Below are 25,507 nucleotides of genomic sequence, written 5' to 3'. Positions count from 1 at the left end.
GAGCTGGCGATCGTGCCCAGCCGGGCTGCGTCATATGCCGTAGCCGTGAATTCTGTCGGGAAAACTTCAAGGAACTCCGCCATACCCCCCGCGTTTCGGAACCATTATTCTCCAATATCAGAGGTTCCGACATGACGAACGACAAGCGCGGACGCCCCGCCACCACAGACGGGGGCGCCCCCGTCCAAAGTCTCGAACATTCGCTCACGGTCGGTTCCGACGGTCCGATCGTTCTGAACGATCACTACCTCATCGAACAGATGGCGAATTTTAACCGCGAACGTATTCCGGAGCGTCAGCCGCACGCCAAGGGCTCGGGCGCGTTCGGTTATTTCGAGGTCACGGGCGACGTCTCGAAATACACCAAGGCGAAAGTGTTTCAGCCGGGTGCGAAGACCGACATCGTCGCGCGCTTCTCCACCGTGGCCGGCGAGCGCGGCAGCCCCGACACATGGCGCGACCCGCGCGGCTTCTCGGTGAAGATGTATACCGAGGACGGCAATTTCGACATGGTGGGCAACAACACCCCGATCTTCTTCGTGCGCGACCCGCTGAAGTTCCAGAGCTTCATCCGAAGCCAGAAGCGCCGCGCAGATAACGGGTTGCGCGACCACGACATGCAGTGGGATTTCTGGACCCTCTCGCCCGAAAGCGCGCATCAGGTGACCTATCTGATGGGCGATCGCGGCATCCCGCGCACCTGGCGAGAGATGAACGGCTATTCGAGCCACACCTATTCGCTCGTCAACGAAGCCGGCGAGATGTTCTGGGTGAAGTTCCACTTCAAGACCGACCAAGGCGACGGCAACGCCCATTTCACGCAGGACGAAGCCGATCAGATGGCTGGCGCCGATAGCGACTTTCACCGCCGCGACCTGTTCAACGCGATCGCCGAAGGCAACCATCCGAGCTGGACGCTGTATTTCCAGATCATGCCCTTCGAGGATGCCAAGACCTATCGCATCAACCCCTTCGACCTGACCAAGATCTGGCCGCACGAAGACTACCCGCTGATCGAGGTCGGCAAGATGGTTCTCGACCGCAATCCCACCGATTTCCACACCGAGATCGAGCAGGCGGCCTTCGAGCCCAACAACATGGTGCCCGGCGTCGGTCTCTCGCCCGACAAGATGCTTCTGGCGCGGGGCTTCTCCTATGCCGATGCGCATCGCGCGCGGCTCGGGGTGAACTACAAGCAGATCCCGGTGAACAAGCCGCAAAGCGAGGTCAACGCCTATACCAAGGACGGCGAGATGCGGGTGAACAAGTCGGAAGACCCGGTCTATTTCCCGAATTCCTACGGCGGTCCGGAGGCGCATCCGCAGCAGGCCGAGGCCGGCCTCTGGTATGCCGATGGCGAGATGGTGCGCGAGGCCTACAGACAGCGCGAGGATGACGACGACTGGAGCCAGGCGGGCGCGTTGGTGCGCGAGGTGATGGATGACGCGGCGCGCGAGCGTTTCGTGACCAACGTCACCGGACACCTCTGCGATGGCGTCAGCGAGAAGGTGCTGCAGCGGGCGTTTGAGTACTGGCGTAACGTCGATGGTGACATTGGCGCTCGGATCGAGAAAGCGGTCCGCGACAAGCTGGGCGGTGAATCGAAAGCGCCGGGCATGGCCTCGGCCAAGAGCATCAGCGGCTGAGCCGGTCGTCTACGAGAACGGGAAAAGGCGGGGGGTCGGCCCCGCCTTTTTGCTGTCACGCTCACTGTCTGCAGCAGGCATCATTCCTCGCCGTCGGCATAGAGCGCGACGACGTCTTCTTCCAGCACGCCGCCGATCGCCTCGAAAGCCCCGCCCGCAGTGCGGAATTCCGACAGTGTCAGGTCGGGGAAGACGAAATATTTTCCGGCGACGTTTTCCTTCTGCGCGCCGAAAATGATCCGCGTGATCCCGGCGAAGCGCGCTGCCGAGAGGCACATTTCGCAGGGCTGCAGGGTGGTGAGCAACACGCAGCCATCGAGCGACGGGTCGTTCTGCGCGCGTGTCGCCTTCGCAATCGCGACGATCTCGGCATGGCGGGTTGGATCGCAGTCGAGATGCACCTCGTTCTCGCCTTCGGCGATGATCTCCCCGTCGCGCAGGATCGCGGCGGCGATCCCCGCCTTGCCCGGTTCTTGTGCGGCTTCTTTGGCCTTGGCGATCAAACGGGCCATCGCCTCGCGTTCGGTCGGGGTCGGTTGCTCGGGCATGGGTCGGTCCTTTCGGCGGTCTGAGAATGAGAGGCGGGCAAGGATGGCGCGCAGGGACGAACGCCCCCAGCTGCGCGCTGTTCCCCGCGCGCGAGTGCGACCAATCCCACACGCATGCCGATTTTTTCCGGAACCCATGTCGACATTCGGCGTTAGGCAGGACTTACAGGTGACCGAAAGGCGCACCGCGAAGCTGCTGCGTCTTCGTGGGGTCCAAGCCTCCACGGGGCGAATCGGGTGGAGCTTTCAGGTGCGGTGACGTGTCCGGAAGCGGAAATCCGGCCTCTCTCCCGTGTGAGGCTGCCCTCGCGCTCCCTCTCGCCGTCGTGACCTGCAAGGGCTGAGCGGGTTTCAAGAGATCACAACCGTTCAGATGACCTTGAGGCACAGGCATCTGTCGGCAAGTCGTCGCTGACAACTCGGCATTTGGCTGCCGGTTCCGTCGATGGAACCCGGGCCCGCCCTTTTGTTCCGTCCCGAAATTTCGAATTTGCGCCCTTCGATACGAATTTGAAGGGACATCTATCATGGCAAAGGCAACGGGTCTGGCTCGGCGCGAGTTTCTCCTGGGCGCGGCGGGCGTACTTGCAACCCCCTACATCGTCACCCCGGCACAGGCAGCAGGTCAGACGGACGAGCGTCGCCTGAGCTTCCACAACCCCCATACCAACGAGAATTTCGACGCAGTCTATTTCTCGAAGGGGCAATATGACGAGCAGGCGATGCGCGAGTTTTACCGGATCGCCCGCGACTGGCGTCAGGAGAAGGAGGTGAAGATCGACAACCGCACGATCAACATCGCCTACAACATGCAGAAGCTCCTCGAGCAGAGCACGCCGCTGATGCTGGTGTCGGGCTATCGCACGCCCAAGACGAACCGGCTGGTGCATGGCGCGACGCACAGCTTCCACATGCGCGGCGAGGCGCTCGACATCACGCACCCGCATGTCTCGACCAGCATGCTGCACAAGGTGGCCCTGCGTATCCGTGGCGGCGGTGTCGGCTACTATCCGAGCGAGCATTTCGTGCATGTCGATTGCGGACCCGTCCGCACCTGGCGCGGCTGAGCGCAAGCGCCACGCGCGTCTCGAACGGCATCGGCGCGGTGCGCTGTGTCCCTGCTTTCACGGAACCGGACCGAGGGCAGGGCGTCGCGCCGCGCTGACGCCTCGGCACCCGAGACGGTTCCCTCTTCTCGCGAAGTTTTCACGAAAATTTAGTGCCTCGCGCCGTGTGCGCCCTACGTGAAGGTCGGCCAACAAGCGCCGCGCGGGCGCTCACCGATAAAACGGCGAGGAGGAACTCATGAAATTGAAGATCAACGGCAAGTCCGTCGACGTGCAGTCCGGCCCGGATACCCCGCTCCTATGGGTGATCCGCGATGAGCTGGGCATGACCGGCACGAAATTCGGCTGCGGGATCGCGCAATGCGGCGCCTGTTCGGTGCTGCTCGACGGGACCGTGCAGCGCAGCTGCGTGCTGCCGGTCAGCGCGGTGGGCGACAGTGAAGTCACCACCATCGAAGAGATCGAGAACGACCCCGTCGGCAAGCGTGTCGTTGAGGCGTGGGTCGACAAGGAAGTGCCGCAATGCGGCTATTGCCAATCGGGTCAGGTGATGGCGGCGACCTCGCTGCTGAAGTCGAACGACAAGCCCACCGAAGATGACATCACGGCAGCTATGACCAACCTGTGCCGCTGCGGCACCTACAACGCGATCAACGATACGATCGCCTCGATTGCTGGTACCGATGCAGCGAAAGCGGGGGATGCGCAATGAACGACCACGATCCCAAGATTTCCGATCCCGGCTACCCGACCGGTGCGCCCGAGAACGTCTCGCGTCGCCGTTTCCTGCTGGCTTCGGCCGGTATCACCGCGGGCTCGCTCGTGCTGGGCTTCGGCCTGAGCGTCGCGCCCAACAAGGCTGCGGCTGCCGCGCAGGAGATGCCGCCCGGCGCCAACGTCCCGGCCTTCCTCGAGCTGCGCAAGGACGGCAAGGTCCGTCTGTTGAGCCCGTTCAACGAAGGCGGGCAGGGCGTCTTCACCGCGATGGCACAGATCGTGGGCGAGGAAATGGACGTCGCCCCCGACAGCTTCATCGTCGAGAACGCACCTGCAGGCAGCGATTACCTCGTGGTCTACGGCAAGATGCGGATCACCGGCGGCTCGATGTCGGTGCGTACCAGCTACGACACGATGCGCAAGCTCGGCGCGGCTGCACGGCAGATGATGCTGGAAGCAGCGGCGAAGAAGCTCGACGCGCCGGTGTCCGAACTGTCGACCGAGCCAGGCAAGGTGGTCCACAAGGGCTCCGGCAAGTCGGTGGGCTACGGCGAGCTGGCGGGCGATGCGCTCGACCAGGAAGTGCCCAGCCCGGATTCCGTGACGCTGAAAGACCCGAAAGACTTCAAGTGGATCGGCGAGCCCGTGAAGCGCGTCGACGTCTACGAGAAATCGACCGGCAAGGCGATGTATGCGATGGATGCCAAGGTCGACGGTATGCTCCACGCAGCCGTCCAGCACGCACCGCGTCTGGGGCTGAAACCCGGCGATATCAGCAACCTCGACGAGGTGAAGGGCATGGCCGGCGTCATGTCGGTGCATAAGCTCGACGGCGCGGTGGCTGTCGTGGCCGAGCGCTTCTGGGACGCGAAAACGGCGGTCGAAGCCGCCAAGGTCGACTGGCAGGAGCCGAGCGAGGAGGAGAAGTCCAAAATCCGCTACATGCCCGCCGATTTCTCGACCGAGGAGTTCGCCAAGCAACTGGCCAACACCAAGGGCGACGGCACCGAGGCCGAGAGCGAAGGCGACATCAAGTCGGGCTTCGACGGGGCAGCGAAGACGGTCGATGCGACCTACCAGAGCCAGTATCTGCACCACGCCCAGATCGAACCAGCCTCGACGCTGGCGCGGTTCAACGAGGATGGCACGCTCGACATCTGGCTGCCCAACCAGGCGCCCGAGCAGTTCCAGACCCAGATCGCCGATGCGGCGGGGATCAAGCCCGAGCAGGTGAAGGTCAACTCGCCGATGCTGGGTGGTTTCTTCGGGCGGCACTTCCTGTACCCGTCGGCCAACCCCTTCCCGCAGGCGGTCCAGCTTGCGAAGGAGGTCGGCAAGCCGATCAAGGTGATCTGGACGCGCGAGCAGGAATTCCTGCGCGACCCGCTGCGCCCGATGGCGGCGGTGCGTTTCCGTGGCGCGCTGGATAAGAACGGCATGCCGGTGGCGCTGGAGGCGATCTCCGCCTGCGAAGGTCCGACCGAGGCGCTGAACGGTCACAACCCCGACAAGGTCGATGCGATGGCCGTCGAGGGGCTGACCGGCAAGAGCTACGCGATCCCGAACCGCCGCATTGCGCAGAACTATGTCGAGAACCCGACCTCGCTCGCCTATTGGCGCTCGGTCGGCCATTCGATGAACGACTTCTTCTACGAAGCCTTCCTCGACGAGATGGCCGATGCGGGCGGGCAGGACCCCTATGAGCTGCGCATGAAGCTGCTCGAAGGGAACGAGCGTCTCACCAACCTGCTGAAAGCGGTCGGCGATCTGTCGGGCGGCTGGAAGCGTGGTCCCTTCGATGCCGAGGACGGCACCCGCCGCGCCCGCGGTGTCGCGATGGCCTCGCCCTTCGGCAGCGAGGCGGCGGCGATTGCCGAAGTCTCGGTCCAGGACGGCAAGATCGTGGTGCATGACGTCTGGGACGTGCTCGACCCGGGCAGCATCGTGAACCCGTCGATCATCAAGGCGCAGATCATGGGTGCTGCGACCCTAGGCACCTCGGAGGCGTTGATCGAAGAGGTCGTCTACAAGGATGGCAAGCCGACGGCGCGCAACTTCGACTACTACCCGATCCTCGGTGGGGCGCGTGCGCCGCGTATCCATGCGAAGGTGATCGAGAGCGGCGCGAAGATGGGCGGCGTGGGTGAGCCGCCGCTGCCTGCCGTTCCGCCGGCGATCGCTAATGCGGTCTCGGTGCTGATCGGGCAGCGCGTGCGTTCGATGCCGATGGACAAGCTCGACCTGAAGAAGGGCTGAGCCCGTCGGGACGGAAAGATTTGGGGGAGGCGGCGCGATGCGCCTCCCTTTTTCAGTCCTGCGGGGCGACCGCCTTGCGGACGAGCGCGATGAACTGCGCGGCCTCTTCCTGGCTCAACCCTTCCAGAATCTCCGCCTGCAGCCGCGTCACTACGGGCCGCGCGCCCTCCAGCGCCTCCGCGCCTTTGGGGCTCAGATGCAAGCTGCGCGCGCGCCGATCCGTCTCGCTGACGGTCCGCTCGACGAGCCCCTTTTGCACCAGCCGTTTCACCACGTCCCCGATCGTCGCGCGGTCATAGGCAATGCGCGCCGCCAGCTGCGCCTGATCCATCCCCGGTTCGCGCGACAGGGCATCGAGCGCAGCGAATTGCACAGAGGTCAGCTCCAGCGGGGCGTCCTTGATCCGTTTCTGAAACACCGCCGTCGAGCGTTGGTTCAGCCGCCGGATAAGGTGGCCGGGCATGGTCTCGAATTCGTTCGGCATAAGCTGCGCTCCGGTTCTTCCGCGATTTATGTAAGTGTACTTACTATATTGACGCGGCGCCAGTCCTTCCGCTAATGGTAAGTATGCATATCAATTGGGAGGGCGAGCTATGCAGTTTCATCTGAACGGGTTCAACCCCGGCGATCCGGCCATCGCGCCGCGTCATCCGCAGGCGGGTGAGAAGCTCGACACGGTCGACGTTCTGATTGTCGGCTGCGGCCCGGCAGGGCTGACGCTTGCGGCGCAGCTTGCAGCCTTCCCCGAGATTTCCGTGCGCATCACCGAGCGCAAACCCGGTACGCTCGAAGTCGGGCAGGCGGATGGCATCGCCTGCCGCTCGGTCGAGATGTTCGAGGCTTTCGGCTTCGCCGAGAAGGTTATGAAAGAGGGCTATTGGGTGAACGAGGTCGCCTTCTGGCGGCCCGGCACGCAAGGCGACGGGCTGCAACGGGCCGACCGGATTCAGGACGTGGCCGACGATCTCTCGGAGATGCCGCATGTCATCCTCAATCAGGCGCGGGTCCATGATTTCTACCTCGAGACGATGCGCAACGGCCCGCGCCGCCTGACCCCCGATTACGACCGCGCGCTGACCATGCTCACCCGCACCGACGATCCCGATTATCCGCTCGTCGCGACATTCGACTGCCTCGATGCGCCGGGCGGGACCGAGACGATCCGCGCGCGCTATGTCGTCGGCTGCGACGGCGCGCGCAGCACGGTGCGCAAATCCATCGGGCACGAATTGCACGGGGAATCCGCGCGCCAGCTTTGGGGCGTGATGGATGTGCTGCCGGTCACCGATTTCCCCGATATCCGGCTCAAGGCGGCGATCCAGTCAGCCACCGAGGGCAGCATCCTGATCATCCCCCGCGAGGGCGGCTATCTGGTGCGGCTCTATATCGAGCTCGACGCGCTGCATGGCGACGAGCGTGCCGCAGATCGCAATGTCAGTGCCGAGATGCTGATCGAAAAGGCGCAGGCCATCCTCGCTCCCTATACGTTGGAAGTGAAGGAGGTCGCATGGTGGTCGGCCTATGAGATCGGCCAGCGTGTCTGCGACGGGTTCGACGACAGCGACAGAGACGGCGACGGCGCGACCGAGCCGCGCATCTTCATCGCGGGCGACGCCTGTCACACCCACAGCCCGAAGGCCGGGCAGGGGATGAATGTCTCGATGGCCGATACGTTCAACCTCGGCTGGAAACTGGCGGCCGTGCTGCGCGGGCAGGCGCGGCCAGGCCTTCTCCGGACCTATTCGGAGGAGCGGCAGGCCAAGGCGCAGGAGCTCGTCGATTTCGACCGCGACATGGCGCGGCTGTTCAGTGCGAAGCCGCAGACCAAGGAGGAAGAGGCGCAGTTTCAGGCCTATTTCCAGAAACACGGGCGCTATACCGCCGGGGTCGAGACGCAATACGCGCCGGGACTTCTGATTGGCGACGCCGCGCATCAGGCGCTGGCCGCCGGGCAGGTCGTGGGCAAGCGCTTCCACTCCGCGTCGGTGGTGCGATTGGCGGATGCCAAGCCGATGCAGCTGGGTCATGCGTTCAAGGCGGATGGACGCTGGCGGCTTCTGGCCTTCGCGCCGGAGGGCGACAGTGGCGAGACAGGCGGGGCGATCGCGCAGCTATGCGACCGGCTCGACGGGCCGGAGGGACTGCTTCACCGCTTCACGCCGGAGGGCGCGGATATCGACAGCGTCATCGACCTTCGCGCAGTCTTCCAGACGCCCCACCGCGAGATGCTGATCGAGGCGCTGCCCGCGCTCCTGCGGCCCAAGAAGGGGCGCTACGGGCTGGTCGATTACGAGAAGGTCTTCTGCCCCGCCGTCACCGGCCCCGACATCTTCGATCTGCGCGGCATCGACCGGGTGCAGGGCGCCTTGCTGGTGCTGCGCCCCGATCAATATGTCGCGCAGGTTCTGCCGCTCGATGCGGTGGACGCGGTCGCGGATTTCTTCGACCGCATCCTGATCCTGCAATCGGCTGGCTGAGGGCGCGTCAGTCGCGGTTCACCTGCACGACGCCGGTCATGTTCTCATCGCCATGGCCGGCCTCGCTCGCCCGCGCGAAGAGGCGTTTGGCGGCTTCGGTCATCGGCATCCGCGCTTCTCCGCCCTCGGCGATGGCATAGCGGAAATCCTTCGAGATCAGGTCGACCGGGAATTGCGGGGTGAAATCCGAGCGCTGCATCGTGCCGGTGATATAGGGCGCGTTCGGCGTCCAGATCGGGGTGGAGGAGAGCGCCTCCAGCGCAAGATCGATATCCATGCCGCCGCGCTCCAGCATCGGAATGATCTCGGCCCAGGCCGCGACCTGAACGCCCAGCATGGCGTTCGTCGCGAGCTTCATTCGCGCGCCCATGCCCCACGTGCCGACATGATGCTGTGCCTTGGCGAGCGGCTCGAGCACGTCATGCACGCGTTTGGCGGTCTCAGCCTCACCGCCGAGGAAATAGACCAGCGCGCCGTTCTCGGCCTGTGGCAGCGTACCCGATACCGGCGCTTCCAGAAAGGTCAGCCCACGCTCGCGGGCGAATTCGCCCAGCTCTGCCGCACCTTCGGGCGTAATGGTCGAGCTTTCGATTGCGACGGAACTTTCCGGAAGACCTGCGAAAGCGCCCGTTTCCGGGTCGCACCAGACCTCGCGCGAGACATCGGTGTCGCGCAGCATCGAGATCGTGAACTCGGCGGCTGCGGCGGCATCGCGCGGGGTTTCCGCGCCGGTGGCTCCGGCCTCGATCAGCGGGTCGCAGCGCTCCGGCGTCCGGTTCCAGACGACAAGATCGTGGCCCGCATCCAGAAGGGTTCGCGCCATCCGCGAGCCCATCGCTCCCATGCCAAGAAATGCGATTTTCGCCATGCTCTGCTCCTGTTCGTGATGCTGTTGCTGACCGAATGCGAGGCGCCTTCGCAAGGTTCCGAGAGCGGCAGGCACATGCTGGTGACCGCAAGGGGGCCAAAGGCGCTTCCATCGGTATGGAGATAAATCCGACAGGGGGGCGAACGCTCGTTCTCCGGCCTGTGTTCCATGACCGATTGCCCCGGCGGCCACCGTGCCGCTCGCCGGTTCTCCGATTTCTCGTGTGTCGGCTTTGATAAGGGTAAAAATGGAGGCGACGCTCGACATTGCGCGGGTCTATGCGGAAGATGCATCAAGCGCCCGAGCCCGGCGCGGAACCCCGCGCGGCAGCGGGCGTTCTCCCAAGGTCAAGCCAAAGGAGCCGCTCATGGCCTCACGCGCGATCTGGAAAGGCCAGCTCAGACTGTCGCTGGTCAGCATCCCCGTCGAAATCCACTCCGCGACCAAATCCGGCGCGCGACTGTCGTTCCGGCAAATCCATGGGCCTTCGGGCAAGCGTGTCCATTATGAGAAGACCGTCCCCGGCATCGGGCCCATCGACGCCGAGGAGATCCTCAAGGGCTACGAGCTCGGCGACGATGAATATCTGCTGCTGGAGCCCGAAGAGATCGACGCGATCAAGCTGGAAACAAAGAAGACGCTTGAGCTTGTGCAATTCGTCGACGCGTCCGAAATCCCGCCGCTTTATTACGACCGGCCCTATTACGTCGTGCCGACCGACGATCTGGCGCAGGATGCCTACCGGGTGGTGCGCGATGCGCTGCGGCAATCGAAGAAGGTGGGGCTTGGCCAACTGGTGATGCGCGGCAAGGAATATCTCTGCGCGCTGCGGCCCTGCGGCGACGGCATCCTGCTGGAGACGCTTCATTATGCCGACGAGATCCGCGAAGCCGACCCGCTGTTCTCCGACATCGAGGACGAACCTGCGGACAAAGAGCTTCTGGAGGTCGCCACTCAGTTGATCGACCGCAAGACCGACAGCTTCGACGCCTCCGCCTTCACCGATCACTACGACGCGGCTTTGCGCGATCTGATCGACCGCAAACGCAAGTCGAAGAAGACGCCCCGCGCCAAGGCGGGTGAGGATGACAGCAGCAGAGGCGGCGATAACGTGGTCGACCTGATGTCGGCGCTGCAGGACAGCCTCAAGGCCGATGGCAGCGACAAATCCGGGGGCAAATCGACGGGTCGCAAATCGTCATCGAAAACCTCCGGCGCGAAGTCATCCGGGTCGAAATCCAGCAAATCCTCCGGCGCGAAGTCCTCAACCAAGAAGTCGGCGTGATGGGAAGCCTCGATCGTTATCTCGAGATGCGCGACTTCGCGCAGACGCCAGAGCCCGATGGCGGCACCGCCTCGGGCCATCTCGCGCCGCGCTATTCGATACAGAAACACGACGCGACGCGCACCCATTTCGATCTGCGCCTCGAATGGGAGGGCGTGCTGCTGTCCTGGGCGATCACCAAGGGACCGTCTTTCGATCCGGGTGAAAAGCGGCTCGCGGTGCGGACCGAGGATCACCCGCTCGACTATCTCACCTTCGAGGGGACGATCCCGAAGGACAACTATGGCGCGGGCACGGTGATGCTGTGGGATCTGGGGCATTGGCAGCCGCTGATCCCGGTCGGCAAGGCGCTCAAGAAAGGGCATCTGCACCTGCGCCTGCATGGCGCGCGACTGACAGGCGAGTGGCACCTGATCCGCATGAAAACCCAAGGCAAGCGCGAGAACTGGCTGCTGACGAAGGCGGAGGACGCGGCCAGCGGCGCGCGCGATCCGGTTGCGCGCTATCGCCGCTCTGTTATCAGCCAGCGCACGATGCGCGAGATCGCCGCCGACAAGCCGCCCGTCGAGACGCAAGGCGGCAAACGCCCTGGCTTCTCCAAGCCGCAGCTGGCGACCCTGTCGGACAAGATGGTCGCGGGCGAGGGGTGGTGGCACGAGCTGAAATTCGACGGTTACCGGGCACTGATCGCGCTTGGAGACGACGGCCCGCGCGTCTTCACACGCAACGGCAAGGATTGGACGGATCGCTTCGAAGGCCTGCTGCCCGCCTTGGCTGAGACCGATTGCGACAGCGCCCTGATCGACGGCGAGATCGTCGCAGGCGCAGGTCTCGACGGGTTCTCGGAATTGCAAAAGGCGATCACGGCAGGCGGGCCGTTCCGCTTCTACGGATTCGATATCCTGTCGCGCGACGGCGAGGACCTGCGCAAGGCGCCGCTCTCCGAACGCCGCGAGGTGCTGGAGGAGGTGATGAAGCCGCTCCCCGCGCTGGGGCCTGCGCAGCTCTCCCCGGTGATCTCCAAAGACCCCGAGGGTGCCTTCGACACGATCTGCAAAGCGGGCGGCGAGGGGCTGATCGCAAAGCGCATCGACGCACCATATCGCGGGACCCGCTCCAAATCGTGGATGAAGGTCAAATGCGAGCGCCGCGACGAGTTCGTCATTCTCGGCTGGCAGGAAAGCGACAAGCGTGGCCGGCCCTTCGCCTCGCTCGCGCTGGGGACCGCCGAGGGCGACGGCTGGCGCTATGTCGGCAAGGTCGGCACCAGCTTCGACGAGGATCAGGCGGAGGCGTTGGCCAAGGCGATGAAACCGCTCGCCCGCAAGACCGCGCCCGCCGATGTCGAGGCATCGGAGGCCAAGGGCATGCACTGGATCACGCCCGAACTGGTCGCCGAGATTCGCTATGCCGAGCGCACCGGGGGCGACCGGTTGCGGCATGCGGTCTTCCTCGGGCTGCGCGAGGACAAGCCCGCGCGCACGGTACGGCTGGATAACGACGCACCCTCCGAGGAGCGCCCGAACGTCGCGGGGATCGGGATTTCCTCGCCCGAGCGGGTGGTATTCGAGGGCGCCGGCTATACCAAGCTCGATGTCGCGCGTTATTACGAGGCGATGGCCGATCGCATCCTGCCGCATCTTGCCGAGCATCCGGTGTCGCTGCTCCGGCTGCCCGAAGGTCTGGGCGGCGAGCGCTTCTTCCAGAAACACGCGGGCCGGGGCTTTCCCGACGGGATCGAGAATGTTGAGATCACCGAGAGTGACGGCAAGACCGCGCAGTACATGATGATCCGCACAGCGGAGGGTCTGGTCGCGGCCGCGCAGATGGGCACGATCGAGTTCCACATCTGGGGCAGCCGCGTCGATCGGCTGGAGCGGCCCGACCGGCTGGTCTTCGACCTCGACCCCGACGAGGGATTGGATTTCGCCGGGGTCAAAGATGCGGCCATCGAGATCCGCGATCTGCTGGCCGAGTTGGACATGCCGAGCTGGCCGCTCTTGTCCGGCGGCAAGGGTATCCACGTGACGGTGCCGCTCCGGCGCAGCGCCGGATGGGACACGGTCAGGCTTTTTGCGCGGGTCTTCTCGCATCTTCTCGTCGCGCAGTCGCCCAAACGCTATACCGCCGAAATGTCGAAGTCGAAGCGGAAGGGGCGGATTTTCGTCGACTGGCTGCGCAACGGCGAGGGAGCGACAGCGATCGCGCCCTATTCGCTGCGCGCACGGCCCGGTGCGCCGGTCGCGATGCCGGTCTCGTGGGACGAGCTGAAGAAAGTCCGCAAGGCCAACACCTTCGATCTGGGCGCGGCGCTGAAGCGTGATGCAGAGATCGCGTTTCCCGATGCCGTCTCGATTAGCCAGGGTCGGGTCGACAAGCTCAAGGACATGCTCGACGCCTCGGAGTGACTGCCTCCCTCACGCGGTGGGCAGGTCGACCAGCGTGTGATGCCCGTCGTCGCGCATCTCGTAACGCAACGTGGCCCCCAGACGCGCCAACGCATCGCGCGCGATTGCGAGGCCTAGGCCAGAGCCATTCGCATCGGCACCTTTGCCCTTGACGAATTTCTGTCCCGCCTGCTGCGCGATCTCCGGCGGCAGGCCGGGCCCGCCATCATGGATGTCGATCAAAAGCGCGTCGTCGGACCCGGTCACACGCGTCTTGATCGCTGCTCCGTCCGGGCTCGCCTGCACCGCGTTCTCGATCAGGTTGCGCAGGGCGAGGGACAGGAGCAGCGGATCGCTGCCGACGCTCGGGGCGTCCAGAGCGCTGTCGAGTTCCAGTGTCACCCCCCGCCGCGCCGCAAGCCCCGCCAGATCGCCCAGCACCTGCCGCAGCAGCCCGGTCAGCTCGACCGGGGTCGCCCGCGTCTCGCGGCTATCCACCTGCGCCAGATCGAGAAGTTGCCGCACCATCCGGTCGGTCCGGTCGACGGAGGTCGAGATTGCGGCAAGGGCGTGTTCCCGGGTGTCGGTATCGGGCGCATGGCGCGCGATATGGGCCTGCGTCTTCAGCCCGGCGAGCGGCGTTTTCATCTCATGCGCGGCGTAGGCGATGAACTCGCGCTCGCGCCCGCGCGCGGCGGCCAGACGTGCCAGAAGGTCGTCGAGCGCTCCGGCGAGCGGGCGGATCTCGCGTGGTTGCTGGGCAGTGCCGGGCAACGCGCGCAGATCCTCGCTGGGCCGCGCGTCCAGATCGCGGGCGAAGCGGTCTAGCGGTGCCAACCCGCGCGAGATCGCAAGCCAGATCAATCCCCACATCACCGGCAGGATCACCAGCGCGGGCCACAGGAACCCTTCGATCACGTCGCGCACCAGCCGGTTGCGCATCGCGAGACTGTCGCCCACCGTGACCTGCCCGCCCAGATCGGGGTCGATGATCGTGTAGACCCGCAGCGCCTTGCCGTCGCGCGTCACATCGCGAAAGCCCGTTGCATCGGCGGGCACCAGCTGCGCGCTCGGCGCCCCGTTCGAGCGTCCGACGAGCCCTTGGGTGAAAGACCAGATCTGGCAAAATTGCTGATGCTCGTAGCTCTCGTCATGCGAGAGGGTGATCTGCGCCGGATCGTCACGGTTCAGCGCGATCTGGTTTTTCGAGACCAGAGACGAGACCATGCGCGCCGCCTCGACCAGACGCGCGTCGAGCACGCGCGTCACCTCGGCGCGGGTGGAATTCTCGATCCAGAGCACCGCCGAAAGCCAGACGGCCAGCGTCGCGCCGGTGAGGATCAGGAAGAGGCGGAGGCGGAGCGAGATGGCGAGGTCTCCTCTGGGCGCAGCCGGTAGCCGATGCCGCGCAGGGTTTCGATGAAATCGCGCCCGAGCTTCGCGCGCAGATGGTGGATATGAACTTCGACGGCGTTGCTCTCGACCTCTTCGTCCCAGCCGTAGAGCCGGTCTTCGAGATCCGATTTCGCAAGCACCCGTCCGGGGCGTTCGGCCAGCGCCTGCAACACTGCGAATTCGCGGCGCGAGAGTTTCAGCGGTTGGCCGTTGAAGGCCGCGCTACGGGTGCCGGGGTCGAGCTCCAGCCCGGCATGGGCGATCTGCGCTGCCGCTCGCCCGTCCGACCGGCGCGACAGGGCGCGCAGCCTCGCAGCCAGCTCGTCCAGGTCGAAAGGCTTGCCGAGATAGTCATCAGCGCCTGCGTCCAACCCCGCGACCCGGTCCTCGACCTGATCGCGCGCGGTCAGCAGCAACACCGGCAGCCCGGCGCGGCCCGCGCGCAATTCGCGCAGCAGTTCGAGCCCGGAGCCATCGGGCAGCATCAAATCCAGCACGAGCGCGCGATATTCCGCCCCGGCCAGCGCGGCGCGGGCATCTTCGAGGCAGGAGACGACATCGGCGGTGAACCCGGCCATGCCGAGCCCCACCCGCAGGCCATCCGCCAATATGCTGTCATCTTCGACGACGAGTATGCGCATCTTTTCTCCTTCGCGGCGGATACAGCGCACGAATCTTAAGACTGACTTAAGCTTCGCCCGCGATCCGGCCAACATGAACGCAAAGGCTCTTTCCCGTCTATCGCTGCGCGCCCTCTGGGGCGTGTTTCTGATCTCGCTGCTGTTGCCCGGCCTCACTGCGGCGCAAAGCTTCGATCTTCTGAAGCCCAAGGGGGGCAGCGGTCCGCTGTCGCCCGAAGCGGCGTTTCAGGTCGAGACCGAGTGGCAGGATGACGGGACGCTCGCCGTCTCGTTTGACATCGCGCCGGGCTATTACCTCTATCGCGAGCATCTGACTGTGAGCTCCGAGGGCGGCGATACGCCGGTGATCGAGACGCAGCCGGGCGAGATGAAGGACGATCCGAATTTCGGCACGGTCGAGGTCTGGCATGATCACACCGAGGCCGTGGTGAGCGACATCACCGGCCCCTTCACGCTGCACTGGCAGGGCTGCGAAGAAAAGGGGCTGTGCTACCCGCCGCAAAGCCGCGAGATCGTGCCGCCGGGTGGGGCCGCGACTGCGTCTGCATCCGGCGCGGCGCAGTCGAACCAAGCCGCCGGGGTGCCCGATTATGCGCGGAGCGACGCGCCTGCCTCGTCTTCCGCGCCTGCGGCGTCCTCCGAGGCCGAAAGCCCTTCACCGGCTGCATCCAATTCCGAAGAAAGCGGGAGCGAGCTGAGCCTCTCTTCCGATGACGGGCTCGTCGCAGGGATAGCGGCGAAAGGCGGCTGGACGCTGGTGGTGGCCTCATTCTTCGGCTTCGGTCTGCTTCTGGCCTTCACCCCTTGCGTTCTGCCGATGGTGCCGATCGTGGCCGGGATGCTCGGCGCGCAAGGAAAAGACCTGACGCCTGCGCGCGGGCTCGCACTGACCGGCACTTATGTACTGGCGATGGCGGTGGCCTTCGGGCTTCTGGGCATCGTGGCAGCGTGGTCTGGGCAGAACCTGCAATTCCTGATGCAGGCCCCTGCGACGGTGATCGCGCTGGCGCTGCTGTTTGCCGTCCTCGCGCTGTCCTCCTTCGGGTTGTTCGAGCTGCGCCTGCCGCAGGCGCTGACCAACAAGGTGAGCTCCGTGCAGGGGCGGCGCGGCACGCTTGCGGGGGCGGCGATCCTCGGCTTCACGTCGACGCTGATCGTCGGACCTTGCGTGACGGCCCCGCTAGCCGGGGCCTTCCTCTATATCGCGCAGACGGGTGACGCCGGGCTCGGGGCCTCGGCGCTGTTTGCGCTGGGGTTGGGACAGGGCGTGTTGCTGATGGCAGTGGGGCTCTTCGGTTCGGCGATCCTGCCGCGCATGGGCGAATGGATGGTCGGCGTGAACCGCGCCTTCGGCTTCGTCTTCCTGGGCGTGGCGATCTGGCTGCTGAGCCGCGTCATCGCCGGTCCCGCGATCCTCGCGCTCTGGGCGCTGCTGCTGATCGGTGCGGGCGTGGCCCTGGGCGGTCGCGACCGGTTCGGACCGGAAAGCTCGGGCTTGCGCCGCACCGGGGGCGCGCTTGGCGTCGCGGCACTGCTGGCCGGTGCCATCGAGGGTATCGGTGCGGCAAGCGGGGCCAGCGATCCACTGCGGCCGCTTGCTCCCTTCGCAGCGAGCCAGACCGTCGCGGCTGCCTCGTCGGACGTGCTGACAGAGGATGACTTCACCCATGTCGAGACGCCCGAAGCGCTCGACGCCGCACTGGCCGCTGCGAAGGGCGCGCCGGTGATGCTGATCACCACCGCCGAATGGTGCACCGAATGCGCGACCATCGCGCGCGAGGTGATCCCCGACCCGCGAGTGCAGGCCGCGCTGCGCCACGTCACACCCATCGCGGTCGATGTGACCAAAACCGGCGCGCCGCAGCAGGCGCTTCTGAAACGGTTGGGCGTGATCGGCCCGCCGACGCTGATCTTCCTCAACCCAGATCACACGGAGGCGCAGGGCACCCGCCTGATCGGGGATGTCACCGCGCCGAAACTCATGACCTCGCTTTCGGAGATCGCTCAATGACCCTCACCCGCCTCGTTCCTTTTGCCCTGATCGCACTCGCGGCCTGTGCACCCGAGCCGCCTGCCTCTAACCCACAGCCCGCGCCGCAAGCGCCGCAGCTCAGCGCACGCGTAAAAGCGATCTACAGCGCGATGGAGGACGACGGGCGCACGATCCCCGCGGTGAAGCCCGAGTATCTGAGCGAGGAGAAAGCGCGGCAGGAAGTCGATTACTGGACCGACGAGCCGCCCGGCACCATCGTGGTCGACCCTTGGGCGCGCAAGCTCTACCTCGTGCAGAAGAATAACCGCGCGCTACGCTACACAGTCGCGGTGGGCGAGGACGGGCGCGGCTTTTCCGGCAAGGGACGCATCCCGTATCAGCGGGACTGGCCAAGCTGGACGCCGACGCAGAGCATGATCAAGGAGGATCCCGAGCTTTACGGACCGGTCAAGGATGGGCTCGAAGGCGGGTTGGATAATCCCTTGGGCGCGCGGGCGCTTTATATCCACCGCGGGAACAAGGATACGCTCTACCGCATTCATGGAACGATGGATGACAGTTCCATCGGCAAGGCGACCTCGGCGGGCTGCATACGGCTGTTCAATCAGGACATCATCGACCTCGCCGACCGGCTCCGCTCTGGCACGCATGTCGTCGTGCTGACCCGTGCCGAGAGCGGCAAGGGCACGGTGCCGCCGGGCCAGCCGCTGCCGCCCGTTCCCTACTCACCCGAAGATTTCCCCCAGACCACAGGAGACAATACATGATCGATCGCCGGAATTTCCTCACCCTTGCCGGCGTCGCCGCAGGCTCCACGCTGATCCTGCCGACGGCGAGCCTTGCCGAGGTCGACATCTCGCCGGACGCGGTGTTCCACGATCCGGTCGCGCCCGCGATTGGCAACCCGGATGGCGATATCACGCTGGTCGAGTATTTTGACTACCAGTGTCCCTACTGCAAATCGAACCACCCGGTGGTCGAGAAGGTGACCCGCGAAGACGGCAATCTGCGCGTCGTGATGAAGGACTGGCCGATCTTCGGCGCGCCCTCCGTCTATGCCTCGCAGCTGGTACTCGGCGCGCAGAGCATGGGCAAATACAAGGAAGGGCTCGAGGCACTGATGGCGACGGAAGGAAAGCTGTCGAACGATCTGATCGACAAGACACTCTCCGACGCCGGCGTCGATCCGGACAAGGCGATGGCGGGCTACAAGGCCAACCGCAAGGAGATCGACGCGCTGCTGTCGCGTAACGATGCGCAGGCAGTCGCGATCGGGCTGCGCGGCACGCCCGCCTATATCGTCGGGCGCGACGTCTATCCCGGCGCGGTCGATGCCGACACGCTGCGCAAGGCGATCAGCGACGCGCGCAAGGCCTGAGCGGCGCGCTCTACTATGGCAAAAAGGCCCCGGGGAAGATCATTCCCCGGGGCCTTTCTCATCGCGGGCCTTCCCTCGGCGGGAAGGGCACCGGCGATTAGCTGTTGTCGCCGTCTTTCCAGATGCGCAGGGTGCTGATCTTCGCGCCGCCGTTCAGACCCGAGCTGTCGAAGACATAGACGCGCGGATTGCCGGAGGACGCGTTCGCGGTGGCATTGGCGTTTACCACGGTGATGCCTGCGCCGGCGCCGACATGCCATTCGCCGCCGCTCTGCACTTGCTTGACGGACTCTTTGGTCGGGAAGACGTAGATCTGGCTGGCCTGCTTGGCGCCGATCTGGAGACCGACCGAGGCTTTGCCGATGTCATAATAGCCTTGGATCTTGCCGTTCTGGACCATGGCACCCGAGCCACCCGAGCCACCGACGCCGAGGTCGATCGTGGTCACTTCGGGGAAGACGAGGACGGCAGCGGAGTCGGTGGCGACTTTCTTGCAGGAATCCTCGAGGCTGGCGCATTGCTTAAGCGCTGCGGCGACCTGCTGGTCCAGGTCGGGGCGCGGCTGGACGCCCTTCGCGTGGTCGATCGTGGATGCGGGCGTGGCGGCCATCGCCATCGTGCCCATGAGCGATGCGGCAATACCAGCGGTCAGGGTGCGAATCTTGGATTGCATGAGATGCCTCCTTTTCAAATTATCAAATTACGGGAATGAAACGAGCCCGCACGGCCCACGTTCCTTTTCGGATCACTCACGTAATTCAGAAAAACGTGTCGGAACCGGAAGCGGACACGCTGAATTCGCGCGCGCGCGGGGAGGCGGCGCGGGAGGCTGAGTGCGGTCACGCCATGAGGCTGTCCAGCACGGCCCCCATGATCGCCGACGTGTCGCGCCAGTCGGGCAGAGCCGTCCCCGCGGTTGCCGATGCCGCACCCATCCGGGCGCGCAGTTCGGCATCTCCGAGAAGCTGTCTTAGCGCCTCGGCGACGTCGAGGTGGGCATCCACCGGAACGAGAAAACCTGCGTCTGGCGGCACCGTGTCGGGCACGGCGCCGGTGCGACAGGTCACGATGGGCAGCCCGTGCAGCATGGCCTCGCCGAAGACCATCCCGTAGCCCTCGTAGCGGGTCGCCAGCGCGAAGATCGCGGCGTCGCGATAGGCCGCTTCGAGCGCGTCGCGTTCCATCCGTCCGGCAAGCTGTACCCGCGCAGCCAGTCCGAGCCGATCGATCTGCTGGGCGAGCGCGTCCGCCACGTCGGGATCGTGCGCGCCGCCCACGATCTGTGCGCGCCAGTCCAGGTCTCCGATCTCCGCCAAGGCGTCGATCAGGACGTCATGGCCCTTGCGCGCGGCCAACAGCCCGACCGACAGGATCAAGGGCGGGCTCGGTTTCGCGCTCTCCAGCGCCGGAGGACGGTCGAAGCCGGGCAGGGCGATGGAAATCTTCTCCGGAGCGACACCGAACTCCTTTTGCAGGATCGTGCTGGTATGCGGGCTCGGCACCACGACATGCGCGGCGCGGCGCAGATTTTCTCTCTCGCGCCTCAGCAGATGACGCGCGCGGTCTTCGGCGAGGCCGGTCTCGAGGCCCAGCGGATGGTGCAGCATCGCCACCACGGGCGCCGCCATGTCATCGAGTACCTGCGTATCGATCGAGCCGAATACCAGCCCGTCTAGGATCACCGGAACACTCCCGGGGATGGCGGTCAGCTGCGCGCGCGCGGCCTTGGTTTCCTCGGGTGTCGGATCGGGAAAACCGGGCGGCAGTTCGAGATGCTCGACGTTGCGGCCCTCCGCCCGCAGCGCCTCGAGCAACTTGCGCTCGTAGATGAACCCGCCGGATAGCTGGGCGATGTCTCCCGGAATGGCGAAAACGGCTGGCGTCATTTGATCTCTCTCCCGATTCTGTTTGGCGCGCTGCTCGGCCCCGTCGCGGCGCGGCGCGTTCGGTCCCCTCGTCAGCCAGATAGGCCGCGACCCGCGCGAGGGCGAGGAGAACGGCCGAATGCCACAACAGTGCGTCATCCGGTGGCGAGCCAGTCAGAGCGAGCAGCCTGCCGATCCCGCACCCCGTTGCACCTCGCGTCTCGCGGCGGGCTTACGCTCAGTGCCCCCGCGTGGAGCGACGCTGCACGATCTGGTAGCCGAGGTCGACGATCTTCTCCTGTGCCGCGGTACCAGAGAGGGAGTCGAGGATCAGTTGCACGGCCCCTTCGCCCATTTCGCGCCGGAACGTGCGCACGGAGGAAATCGACGGCTCGGCGGCTGCCATCATCTCCATGTCGTTGAAGCCGCAGATGCCGAGATCGTCGGGGATGCGCAGGTTGCGGCGCTGCGCTTCGAACATCGCGCCGAGGGCGAGGTCGTCGTTGATGCAGAAAATCGCGTCGGTCTCGGGAGCAATATCCATAAGCTGTGCGAGCAGGTGGCTGCCCAGCGTCACCGAGGAGGCGCGGGTGGTCGTCTGGATACGCTTGCCTTCCTCGACGCCCTGCGCGCGCAACTCGTCGCGGAAGCCGTGGAGACGGCGCTGCGTGCGCGGGTCCATCCGCGCGCCAAGGAAACCGGGACGGCGATAGCCCTGCGCGAACAGGTGCGCGGTGGCGGCGCGGGCGGCGTCGTAATGCGAAAAGCCGATCATCCGGTCATAGGGGGCGTCGCCGGTCTCCATGATCTGCACCACCGGGCAGCCCGCCTCGCGCAACAGCGCCTGCGCGGCCTCGGTCTGGTCGATCCCGGTCACGATCAGTCCCGCCGGGCGCTGCCGCAGGAAGACCCGGATCAGGTTCTCTTCCGACAGCGGCGCATAGCGCGAATAGCCGAGCTGGACTGAGTGGTGCGTGCCTTCGACTGCGGAATAGATACCGTCCATCACATCGGCAAAGACGTTGTTCGACACCGAGGGCAGGATCACCCCGATGATGTCCGAGCGGGTCGAGGCGAGGGCGCGGGCCGCGGGGTCGGGAAGGTATCCGAGCGATTCGATGGCGGCGGCGATCTTGTCGCGCACGGCCTGCGAAACGACCTCGGGATTGCGCAGGGTACGCGAAACCGTGGCAACGCTTACACCGACATGATCGGCGACGTCGCGCATCGTAACTGATTTTGTTTCCTTGTTTTTATTCATTGATCCTCCCTGCGAGCGCGCCCCTGCTCAAAAGTGCGATTGACGAATGTAACCGCTTACATTACCCCTCAGTGCCCAAGAAACACCTGTGAACCCGGTAAGGCAAGATGGCAAACAGCAGCAGCGCGAACGCGACACCGGTCCTAGTGATGGGCGTCTGCGGCACCGGCAAGACGACGGTGGCGCGGCTCGTGGCGCAGGCCGTGGGCGGCGTGTTCCTCGATGCTGACGATTTCCATCCGCCCGAGAATGTCGCGCATATGGCCGCCGGTCTGCCGCTCAACGACGAGATGCGCTGGGACTGGCTGGACCTCGTGGCGAAGGGCGTGATCGAGGCGGGGCGCGACGGCAAGACGGTCGCCTTCGCCTGTTCGGCGCTCAAGCGGTCCTATCGGGATCGCCTGCGCCAGAGTCTCGGCGTGATTCATCTCGCGCATCTCACCGGGCCGCACGACCTGATCGCAGCGCGAATGGCCGCGCGCGAAAATCACTACATGCCGATTGCGCTGCTCGACAGCCAATTGGCCGATCTGGAATTGCCGGGGCCCGACGAGGCCCCGCAGACCTGCGATATCCGCGAAGCGCCCGAGGCGCTTTGTTCGCAGATATTGAACGCCTGGGGCCTCACGGCCTCGCAAGTTTGATTTCGTCTATTAAGGGAGGACACCATGACGAAACCGATCCGTAAAATCGCCCTCGCGAGCGTCGCCGTTCTGGCGCTGGCCAGCGCTGCGAATGCCGAAACCCACAAGTACAAGTTCCAGAGCTCGGACCCGGCAGGCAATCCGAACTTCGAACTCCAGCAGAACTGGGCGAAGAACCTCGCCGAGCGCACCGACAACCAGATCCAGGTCGAGATGATGCCCGTGGGCTCCGTCGTCGAGCATAACGAGACGCTGGACGCGACCGGCGCCGGCATCATCGACGGCATCGTGACCGACATCTCCTACTTCGCGGGCAAAGACCCGGCCTTCTCGCTGCTGGGCAACCCGGTCGGCGCATGGTCGAGCACCGATCAGCTGCTGGACTTCATGAACAATGGCGGTGGCCAGAAGCTCGCGAACGACCTGTTCGAGCCCTATGACGTTCATTACATCGGCTCGACCACCACCGGTCTTGAAGCGCTCGTGTCGAAAGTGCCGCTCGACGGCGTGGCTGACCTGAAGGGCCTGAAGATGCGCGCGCCGGAAGGTCTCGTGCAGGACGTTTTCGCGGCGGCGGGTGCTGCTCCGGTGAACCTGCCGGGGTCCGAAGTCTACACCGCGCTCGACAAGGGCGTGATCGACGCGGCTGACTACACCGTGTTCTCGACCAACCAGGCGCAGGGCCTCAACGACATCGCGCCGAACCCGGTCTATCCGGGCTTCCACTCGATGCCGCTCGTCGGCGTCGCGATGAACAAGAAAGAGTGGGATGCGCTCTCGCCCGATCTGCAGAAAGCCTTCGAAGAGTCGGTTAAGGAATTCGCGGACAAGGAAGTCAGCGATCTCGCGGCTGCCGACAAGAAGGCCGTGGCCAAGGCCGAAGCAGGCGGCAAGATCCACGTCCACGACTGGTCGGATGAAGAGCGCGCCAAGTTCCGCCGCATCGCGATCACCCAGTGGGAAAAGGTCGCCAAGAAGTCGGAGAAGGCGCAGCACGTCTATGACGTCCTGACCGACTATCTGAAGAAGAACAACCTTCTCTGATCTGATACCCTAACGGTGCGGGGCTGCCATTGCGGCCCCGCATTTTTCCAGTTTCCTGACAGCAGCGGTTTTTGCAATGTCACAACCCGACAAGACCGGGGTGGATCACCCCGCACATGATCCGCACACGCCGGAACCGGTGCAGAGCGAGGACGAAGCGGCGACCATCGCCGAAGCGGGCATCCTCGGCCGCGCGATCAACGCCGTGGGGATCGTTTTCGCGATCGGCATCATCGCCTCTGCGCTGATCCTGCTAAACGAGGTCGTGCTGCGCTACGGCTTCAACAGCCCGACGATCTGGGCGCATGAGACCACGATCTTCCTCTGCGCGATGGCTTTCGTCTATGGCGGGCTCTACTGCGTTGTGCGCAACAGCCATATCCGCGTCGTGCTGATCTACGATCTGGTGACCGGCCGGGCGAAGCGCATCCTCGACGCGATCATCTCGCTGATCTGTCTCTTCGCGGCGGGCTTCTTCGCCTGGGCAGCCTACGGCATGGTCATCAAGGCGACGATGCGCCCCGGCGGCGGCGTGCACTTCGAGACCTCCGGCAGCGCCTGGGATCCGCCGTTCCCGGCTTACCTGAAGATTTTCCTCCTCGTGGTGCTCGGCCTGATGGTGGTGCAATTCGTGATCATGGCGGTGAACTACCTGCGGGGTGCCTTCGCATCGGAGGCGGGTAAATGATCGAGCATCTGCTGAGTTTCGACCTCTCCGCTCTGGGGATCGGCTACGGGACGGTCCTGCTGTTCGCGCTGCTGATCGGCCTGCTGCTGACCGGCATGCCGCTGGCTTTCGTGACCCTGCTGGTGGCGCTGATCTTCGCGCTCGGTTGGTTCGGCCCGATGGCGGTGCCGCTGATCACCAGCCGCGTCTATTCCTTCGTATCGAGTTTCGTCTTCGTCTCGGTGCCGATGTTCGTGATGATGGCGGCGCTTCTGGACCGATCGGGCATCGCGCGCGATCTGTTCGAGGCGATGAAGCTCGTCGGTGGCCGGATGCGCGGCGCGGTGGCGATCCAGACGATCTTCGTCTCGGTCATTCTCGCGGCGATGTCTGGCATCATCGGCGGCGAGATCGTGTTGCTGGGTCTGCTGGCCCTGCCGCAGATGATCCGCCAGGGCTATGACCGCAAGCTCGCCATCGGCGTGATCTGTGCGGGCGGCTCGCTGGGCACCATGGTGCCGCCGTCGATCGTGCTGATCATCTACGGTCTCACCGCGAACGTCTCCATCGGCGATCTGTTCACCTCTGCCTTCATCCCGGGCTTCATGCTCGCGGCCTTCTACGTGATCTTCGTGATCATCCGGGTGAAGCTGAACCCCGATCTGGCGCCTGCGCCGGAGCCCGACGACCGTCCGTGGTCGGAAAAGATCAAACTGCTGAAGGGCCTGATCCTGCCGGTTCTGGTTATCGGTTTCGTGCTGGGCTCGATCTATGGCGGCATCGCCTCGGTGACCGAGGCCTCGGCGCTTGGTGTGGCGGGCGTGATGCTCTCGACCATCATCCGGGGCGAGCTGACGCTCTCGATGCTCAAAGGGGCCGCGCTGCAGACGCTCGCGACCTGCGGGATGATCGTCTGGATCGGTATCGGTGCTTCGGCTTTGGTCGGCGTGTTCAACCTGATGGGCGGGATCGACTTCGTCTCGGCGCTGCTGAAGGGCGTGTCGGATACCCCGATCATCGTGATCCTCACGATGATGGCGATCCTGTTCTTCCTCGGCATGTTCCTCGACTGGGTCGGGATCGCGCTGCTGACGATGCCGATCTTCGTGCCGATCGTGAAAGACCTTGGCTACGACCCGGTCTGGTTCGGCGTCGTGTTCGCGATGAACATGCAGGTGAGCTTCCTGTCGCCGCCCTTCGGGCCAGCTGCTTTCTACCTGAAGTCGGTCGCGCCGAAGGACATTTCTCTGGGCGAGATCTTCCGCTCGCTGCTCCCCTTCATCGCGATCCAGATCTTCGCGGTGGGGCTGCTGGTGGCCTTCCCGGCGATCACCGGGCACTGAGGCCAACCGGATTGAAACGAAAAGA

At 65.0% G+C, this 25,507-nt stretch carries 22 protein-coding genes; 14 read left to right on the top strand and 8 right to left on the bottom strand.

What is annotated here, in order from left to right; all coding sequences use genetic code 11:
* Positions 1-131 precede the first annotated feature (131 nt).
* Positions 132-1,646, top strand: coding sequence for a catalase (locus B6V74_RS03955; RefSeq protein ID WP_088722005.1), 1,515 nt, complete (start codon positions 132-134; stop codon positions 1,644-1,646).
* Between the two features lie 80 nt (positions 1,647-1,726).
* Here the strand turns inward: B6V74_RS03955 and B6V74_RS03950 are convergent, their stop codons facing one another.
* Positions 1,727-2,194: a nucleoside deaminase gene (locus tag B6V74_RS03950; RefSeq protein WP_166504562.1), complete on the bottom strand. Its 468-nt coding sequence runs from the start codon at positions 2,192-2,194 to the stop codon at positions 1,727-1,729.
* Positions 2,195-2,721: 527 nt separating this feature from the next.
* Here B6V74_RS03950 and B6V74_RS03945 point away from each other — a divergent pair.
* The 3 genes from B6V74_RS03945 (at position 2,722) to B6V74_RS03935 (ending at position 6,234) form a co-directional block, all read left to right on the top strand.
* Positions 2,722-3,261 (top strand): DUF882 domain-containing protein, encoded by a 540-nt coding sequence (locus tag B6V74_RS03945; RefSeq protein ID WP_075776331.1) that lies wholly within the window; start codon positions 2,722-2,724, stop codon positions 3,259-3,261.
* A 238-nt stretch (positions 3,262-3,499) separates the two neighbouring features.
* Positions 3,500-3,973: a (2Fe-2S)-binding protein gene (locus B6V74_RS03940; RefSeq protein ID WP_075776330.1), complete on the top strand. Its 474-nt coding sequence runs from the start codon at positions 3,500-3,502 to the stop codon at positions 3,971-3,973.
* Complete coding sequence (locus B6V74_RS03935; RefSeq protein WP_088722003.1) at positions 3,970-6,234, top strand: molybdopterin cofactor-binding domain-containing protein; 2,265 nt, start codon at positions 3,970-3,972, stop codon at positions 6,232-6,234. Before B6V74_RS03940 ends, B6V74_RS03935 begins: the two co-directional genes overlap by 4 nt.
* 52 nt (positions 6,235-6,286) lie before the next feature.
* On the opposite strand, the gene B6V74_RS03930 is transcribed toward B6V74_RS03935, so the two are convergent.
* The gene (locus B6V74_RS03930; RefSeq protein ID WP_240497040.1) at positions 6,287-6,718 is read right to left on the bottom strand and encodes a MarR family transcriptional regulator; all 432 of its coding nucleotides are present in this window, start codon (positions 6,716-6,718) and stop codon (positions 6,287-6,289) included.
* Between the two features lie 109 nt (positions 6,719-6,827).
* Here B6V74_RS03930 and B6V74_RS03925 point away from each other — a divergent pair, with 109 nt between their 5' ends.
* Positions 6,828-8,711 (top strand): FAD-dependent monooxygenase, encoded by a 1,884-nt coding sequence (locus B6V74_RS03925; RefSeq protein WP_088722002.1) that lies wholly within the window; start codon positions 6,828-6,830, stop codon positions 8,709-8,711.
* A gap of 7 nt (positions 8,712-8,718) precedes the next feature.
* Here B6V74_RS03925 and B6V74_RS03920 read toward each other — a convergent pair whose 3' ends face one another.
* Positions 8,719-9,579 carry an NAD(P)-dependent oxidoreductase gene (locus tag B6V74_RS03920; RefSeq protein WP_168184174.1) on the bottom strand — a complete coding sequence of 287 codons (861 nt, stop codon included), beginning with the start codon at positions 9,577-9,579 and terminating at the stop codon, positions 8,719-8,721.
* Between the two features lie 367 nt (positions 9,580-9,946).
* Between B6V74_RS03920 and B6V74_RS03915 the strand changes: the two genes are divergently transcribed.
* Together B6V74_RS03915 and ligD are read left to right on the top strand one after the other, a co-directional pair.
* Entirely contained in the window at positions 9,947-10,864 is a 918-nt protein-coding gene (locus B6V74_RS03915) for a Ku protein (protein WP_088722000.1), read from the top strand.
* Positions 10,864-13,272: a DNA ligase D gene (gene ligD, locus B6V74_RS03910; RefSeq protein ID WP_088721999.1), complete on the top strand. Its 2,409-nt coding sequence runs from the start codon at positions 10,864-10,866 to the stop codon at positions 13,270-13,272. Before B6V74_RS03915 ends, ligD begins: the two co-directional genes overlap by 1 nt.
* Before the next feature lie 9 nt (positions 13,273-13,281).
* Here ligD and B6V74_RS03905 read toward each other — a convergent pair whose 3' ends face one another.
* Both B6V74_RS03905 and B6V74_RS03900 read right to left on the bottom strand, forming a co-directional pair.
* Positions 13,282-14,574: a sensor histidine kinase gene (locus tag B6V74_RS03905; RefSeq protein ID WP_276206147.1), complete on the bottom strand. Its 1,293-nt coding sequence runs from the start codon at positions 14,572-14,574 to the stop codon at positions 13,282-13,284.
* 17 nt (positions 14,575-14,591) lie between these two features.
* Positions 14,592-15,287: a response regulator transcription factor gene (locus tag B6V74_RS03900; protein WP_075776322.1), complete on the bottom strand. Its 696-nt coding sequence runs from the start codon at positions 15,285-15,287 to the stop codon at positions 14,592-14,594.
* Between the two features lie 73 nt (positions 15,288-15,360).
* On the opposite strand from B6V74_RS03900, the gene dsbD reads away from it, so the two are divergent.
* From dsbD to B6V74_RS03885, 3 genes are read left to right on the top strand one after another with little or no spacing between them, the layout of a single operon-like run.
* Positions 15,361-17,298 (top strand): protein-disulfide reductase DsbD, encoded by a 1,938-nt coding sequence (gene dsbD / locus B6V74_RS03895; RefSeq protein ID WP_168184173.1) that lies wholly within the window; start codon positions 15,361-15,363, stop codon positions 17,296-17,298.
* Positions 17,295-18,047 (top strand): L,D-transpeptidase, encoded by a 753-nt coding sequence (locus B6V74_RS03890; RefSeq protein WP_088721996.1) that lies wholly within the window; start codon positions 17,295-17,297, stop codon positions 18,045-18,047. Before dsbD ends, B6V74_RS03890 begins: the two co-directional genes overlap by 4 nt.
* Complete coding sequence (locus B6V74_RS03885) at positions 18,044-18,658, top strand: DsbA family protein (protein WP_088721995.1); 615 nt, start codon at positions 18,044-18,046, stop codon at positions 18,656-18,658. The genes B6V74_RS03890 and B6V74_RS03885 overlap by 4 nt, the downstream gene beginning before the upstream one ends.
* Before the next feature lie 97 nt (positions 18,659-18,755).
* Here the strand turns inward: B6V74_RS03885 and B6V74_RS03880 are convergent, their stop codons facing one another.
* The 3 genes from B6V74_RS03880 to B6V74_RS03870 form a co-directional block, all read right to left on the bottom strand.
* Positions 18,756-19,331, bottom strand: a complete 576-nt coding sequence (locus B6V74_RS03880) for a YSC84-related protein (protein ID WP_088719154.1) — start codon at positions 19,329-19,331, stop codon at positions 18,756-18,758.
* Between the two features lie 166 nt (positions 19,332-19,497).
* On the bottom strand, positions 19,498-20,544 hold the full coding sequence (locus B6V74_RS03875; RefSeq protein ID WP_088721994.1) for a glycosyltransferase family 4 protein: 1,047 nt from the start codon (positions 20,542-20,544) through the stop codon (positions 19,498-19,500).
* A 217-nt stretch (positions 20,545-20,761) separates the two neighbouring features.
* On the bottom strand, positions 20,762-21,784 hold the full coding sequence (locus B6V74_RS03870; RefSeq protein ID WP_075776316.1) for a LacI family DNA-binding transcriptional regulator: 1,023 nt from the start codon (positions 21,782-21,784) through the stop codon (positions 20,762-20,764).
* A gap of 107 nt (positions 21,785-21,891) precedes the next feature.
* Between B6V74_RS03870 and B6V74_RS03865 the strand changes: the two genes are divergently transcribed.
* The 4 genes from B6V74_RS03865 (at position 21,892) to B6V74_RS03850 (ending at position 25,482) form a co-directional block, all read left to right on the top strand.
* Positions 21,892-22,428 carry a gluconokinase gene (locus B6V74_RS03865; RefSeq protein WP_075776315.1) on the top strand — a complete coding sequence of 179 codons (537 nt, stop codon included), beginning with the start codon at positions 21,892-21,894 and terminating at the stop codon, positions 22,426-22,428.
* 24 nt (positions 22,429-22,452) lie between these two features.
* On the top strand, positions 22,453-23,472 hold the full coding sequence (locus B6V74_RS03860; RefSeq protein ID WP_075776314.1) for a TRAP transporter substrate-binding protein: 1,020 nt from the start codon (positions 22,453-22,455) through the stop codon (positions 23,470-23,472).
* A gap of 76 nt (positions 23,473-23,548) precedes the next feature.
* Positions 23,549-24,160 (top strand): TRAP transporter small permease, encoded by a 612-nt coding sequence (locus B6V74_RS03855; protein WP_088721993.1) that lies wholly within the window; start codon positions 23,549-23,551, stop codon positions 24,158-24,160.
* Complete coding sequence (locus tag B6V74_RS03850; RefSeq protein ID WP_075776313.1) at positions 24,157-25,482, top strand: TRAP transporter large permease subunit; 1,326 nt, start codon at positions 24,157-24,159, stop codon at positions 25,480-25,482. The genes B6V74_RS03855 and B6V74_RS03850 overlap by 4 nt, the downstream gene beginning before the upstream one ends.
* Positions 25,483-25,507 lie beyond the last annotated feature (25 nt).

It is taken from the genome of Thioclava sp. F42-5 (assembly GCF_002213195.1).
Classification (GTDB): Bacteria; Pseudomonadota; Alphaproteobacteria; order Rhodobacterales; family Rhodobacteraceae; genus Thioclava; species Thioclava nitratireducens.
This window is presented reverse-complemented; position numbering and strand designations above follow the sequence as displayed.

Bases quoted from the DNA above. Each gene is read 5' to 3' on its own strand.
- B6V74_RS03890 (WP_088721996.1), top strand. From the start codon at position 17,295: ATGACCCTCACCCGCCTCGTTCCTTTTGCCCTGATCGCACTCGCGGCC.
- B6V74_RS03945 (WP_075776331.1), top strand. From the start codon at position 2,722: ATGGCAAAGGCAACGGGTCTGGCTCGGCGCGAGTTTCTCCTGGGCGCG.
- B6V74_RS03885 (WP_088721995.1), top strand. From the start codon at position 18,044: ATGATCGATCGCCGGAATTTCCTCACCCTTGCCGGCGTCGCCGCAGGC.
- B6V74_RS03875 (WP_088721994.1), bottom strand. From the start codon at position 20,544: ATGACGCCAGCCGTTTTCGCCATTCCGGGAGACATCGCCCAGCTATCC.
- B6V74_RS03935 (WP_088722003.1), top strand. From the start codon at position 3,970: ATGAACGACCACGATCCCAAGATTTCCGATCCCGGCTACCCGACCGGT.
- B6V74_RS03955 (WP_088722005.1), top strand. From the start codon at position 132: ATGACGAACGACAAGCGCGGACGCCCCGCCACCACAGACGGGGGCGCC.
- ligD (WP_088721999.1), top strand. From the start codon at position 10,864: ATGGGAAGCCTCGATCGTTATCTCGAGATGCGCGACTTCGCGCAGACG.
- B6V74_RS03865 (WP_075776315.1), top strand. From the start codon at position 21,892: ATGGCAAACAGCAGCAGCGCGAACGCGACACCGGTCCTAGTGATGGGC.
- B6V74_RS03925 (WP_088722002.1), top strand. From the start codon at position 6,828: ATGCAGTTTCATCTGAACGGGTTCAACCCCGGCGATCCGGCCATCGCG.
- B6V74_RS03880 (WP_088719154.1), bottom strand. From the start codon at position 19,331: ATGCAATCCAAGATTCGCACCCTGACCGCTGGTATTGCCGCATCGCTC.
- B6V74_RS03930 (WP_240497040.1), bottom strand. From the start codon at position 6,718: ATGCCGAACGAATTCGAGACCATGCCCGGCCACCTTATCCGGCGGCTG.
- B6V74_RS03850 (WP_075776313.1), top strand. From the start codon at position 24,157: ATGATCGAGCATCTGCTGAGTTTCGACCTCTCCGCTCTGGGGATCGGC.
- B6V74_RS03940 (WP_075776330.1), top strand. From the start codon at position 3,500: ATGAAATTGAAGATCAACGGCAAGTCCGTCGACGTGCAGTCCGGCCCG.
- B6V74_RS03920 (WP_168184174.1), bottom strand. From the start codon at position 9,579: ATGGCGAAAATCGCATTTCTTGGCATGGGAGCGATGGGCTCGCGGATG.
- B6V74_RS03870 (WP_075776316.1), bottom strand. From the start codon at position 21,784: ATGAATAAAAACAAGGAAACAAAATCAGTTACGATGCGCGACGTCGCC.
- B6V74_RS03855 (WP_088721993.1), top strand. From the start codon at position 23,549: ATGTCACAACCCGACAAGACCGGGGTGGATCACCCCGCACATGATCCG.
- B6V74_RS03860 (WP_075776314.1), top strand. From the start codon at position 22,453: ATGACGAAACCGATCCGTAAAATCGCCCTCGCGAGCGTCGCCGTTCTG.
- dsbD (WP_168184173.1), top strand. From the start codon at position 15,361: ATGAACGCAAAGGCTCTTTCCCGTCTATCGCTGCGCGCCCTCTGGGGC.
- B6V74_RS03950 (WP_166504562.1), bottom strand. From the start codon at position 2,194: ATGCCCGAGCAACCGACCCCGACCGAACGCGAGGCGATGGCCCGTTTG.
- B6V74_RS03915 (WP_088722000.1), top strand. From the start codon at position 9,947: ATGGCCTCACGCGCGATCTGGAAAGGCCAGCTCAGACTGTCGCTGGTC.
- B6V74_RS03900 (WP_075776322.1), bottom strand. From the start codon at position 15,287: ATGCGCATACTCGTCGTCGAAGATGACAGCATATTGGCGGATGGCCTG.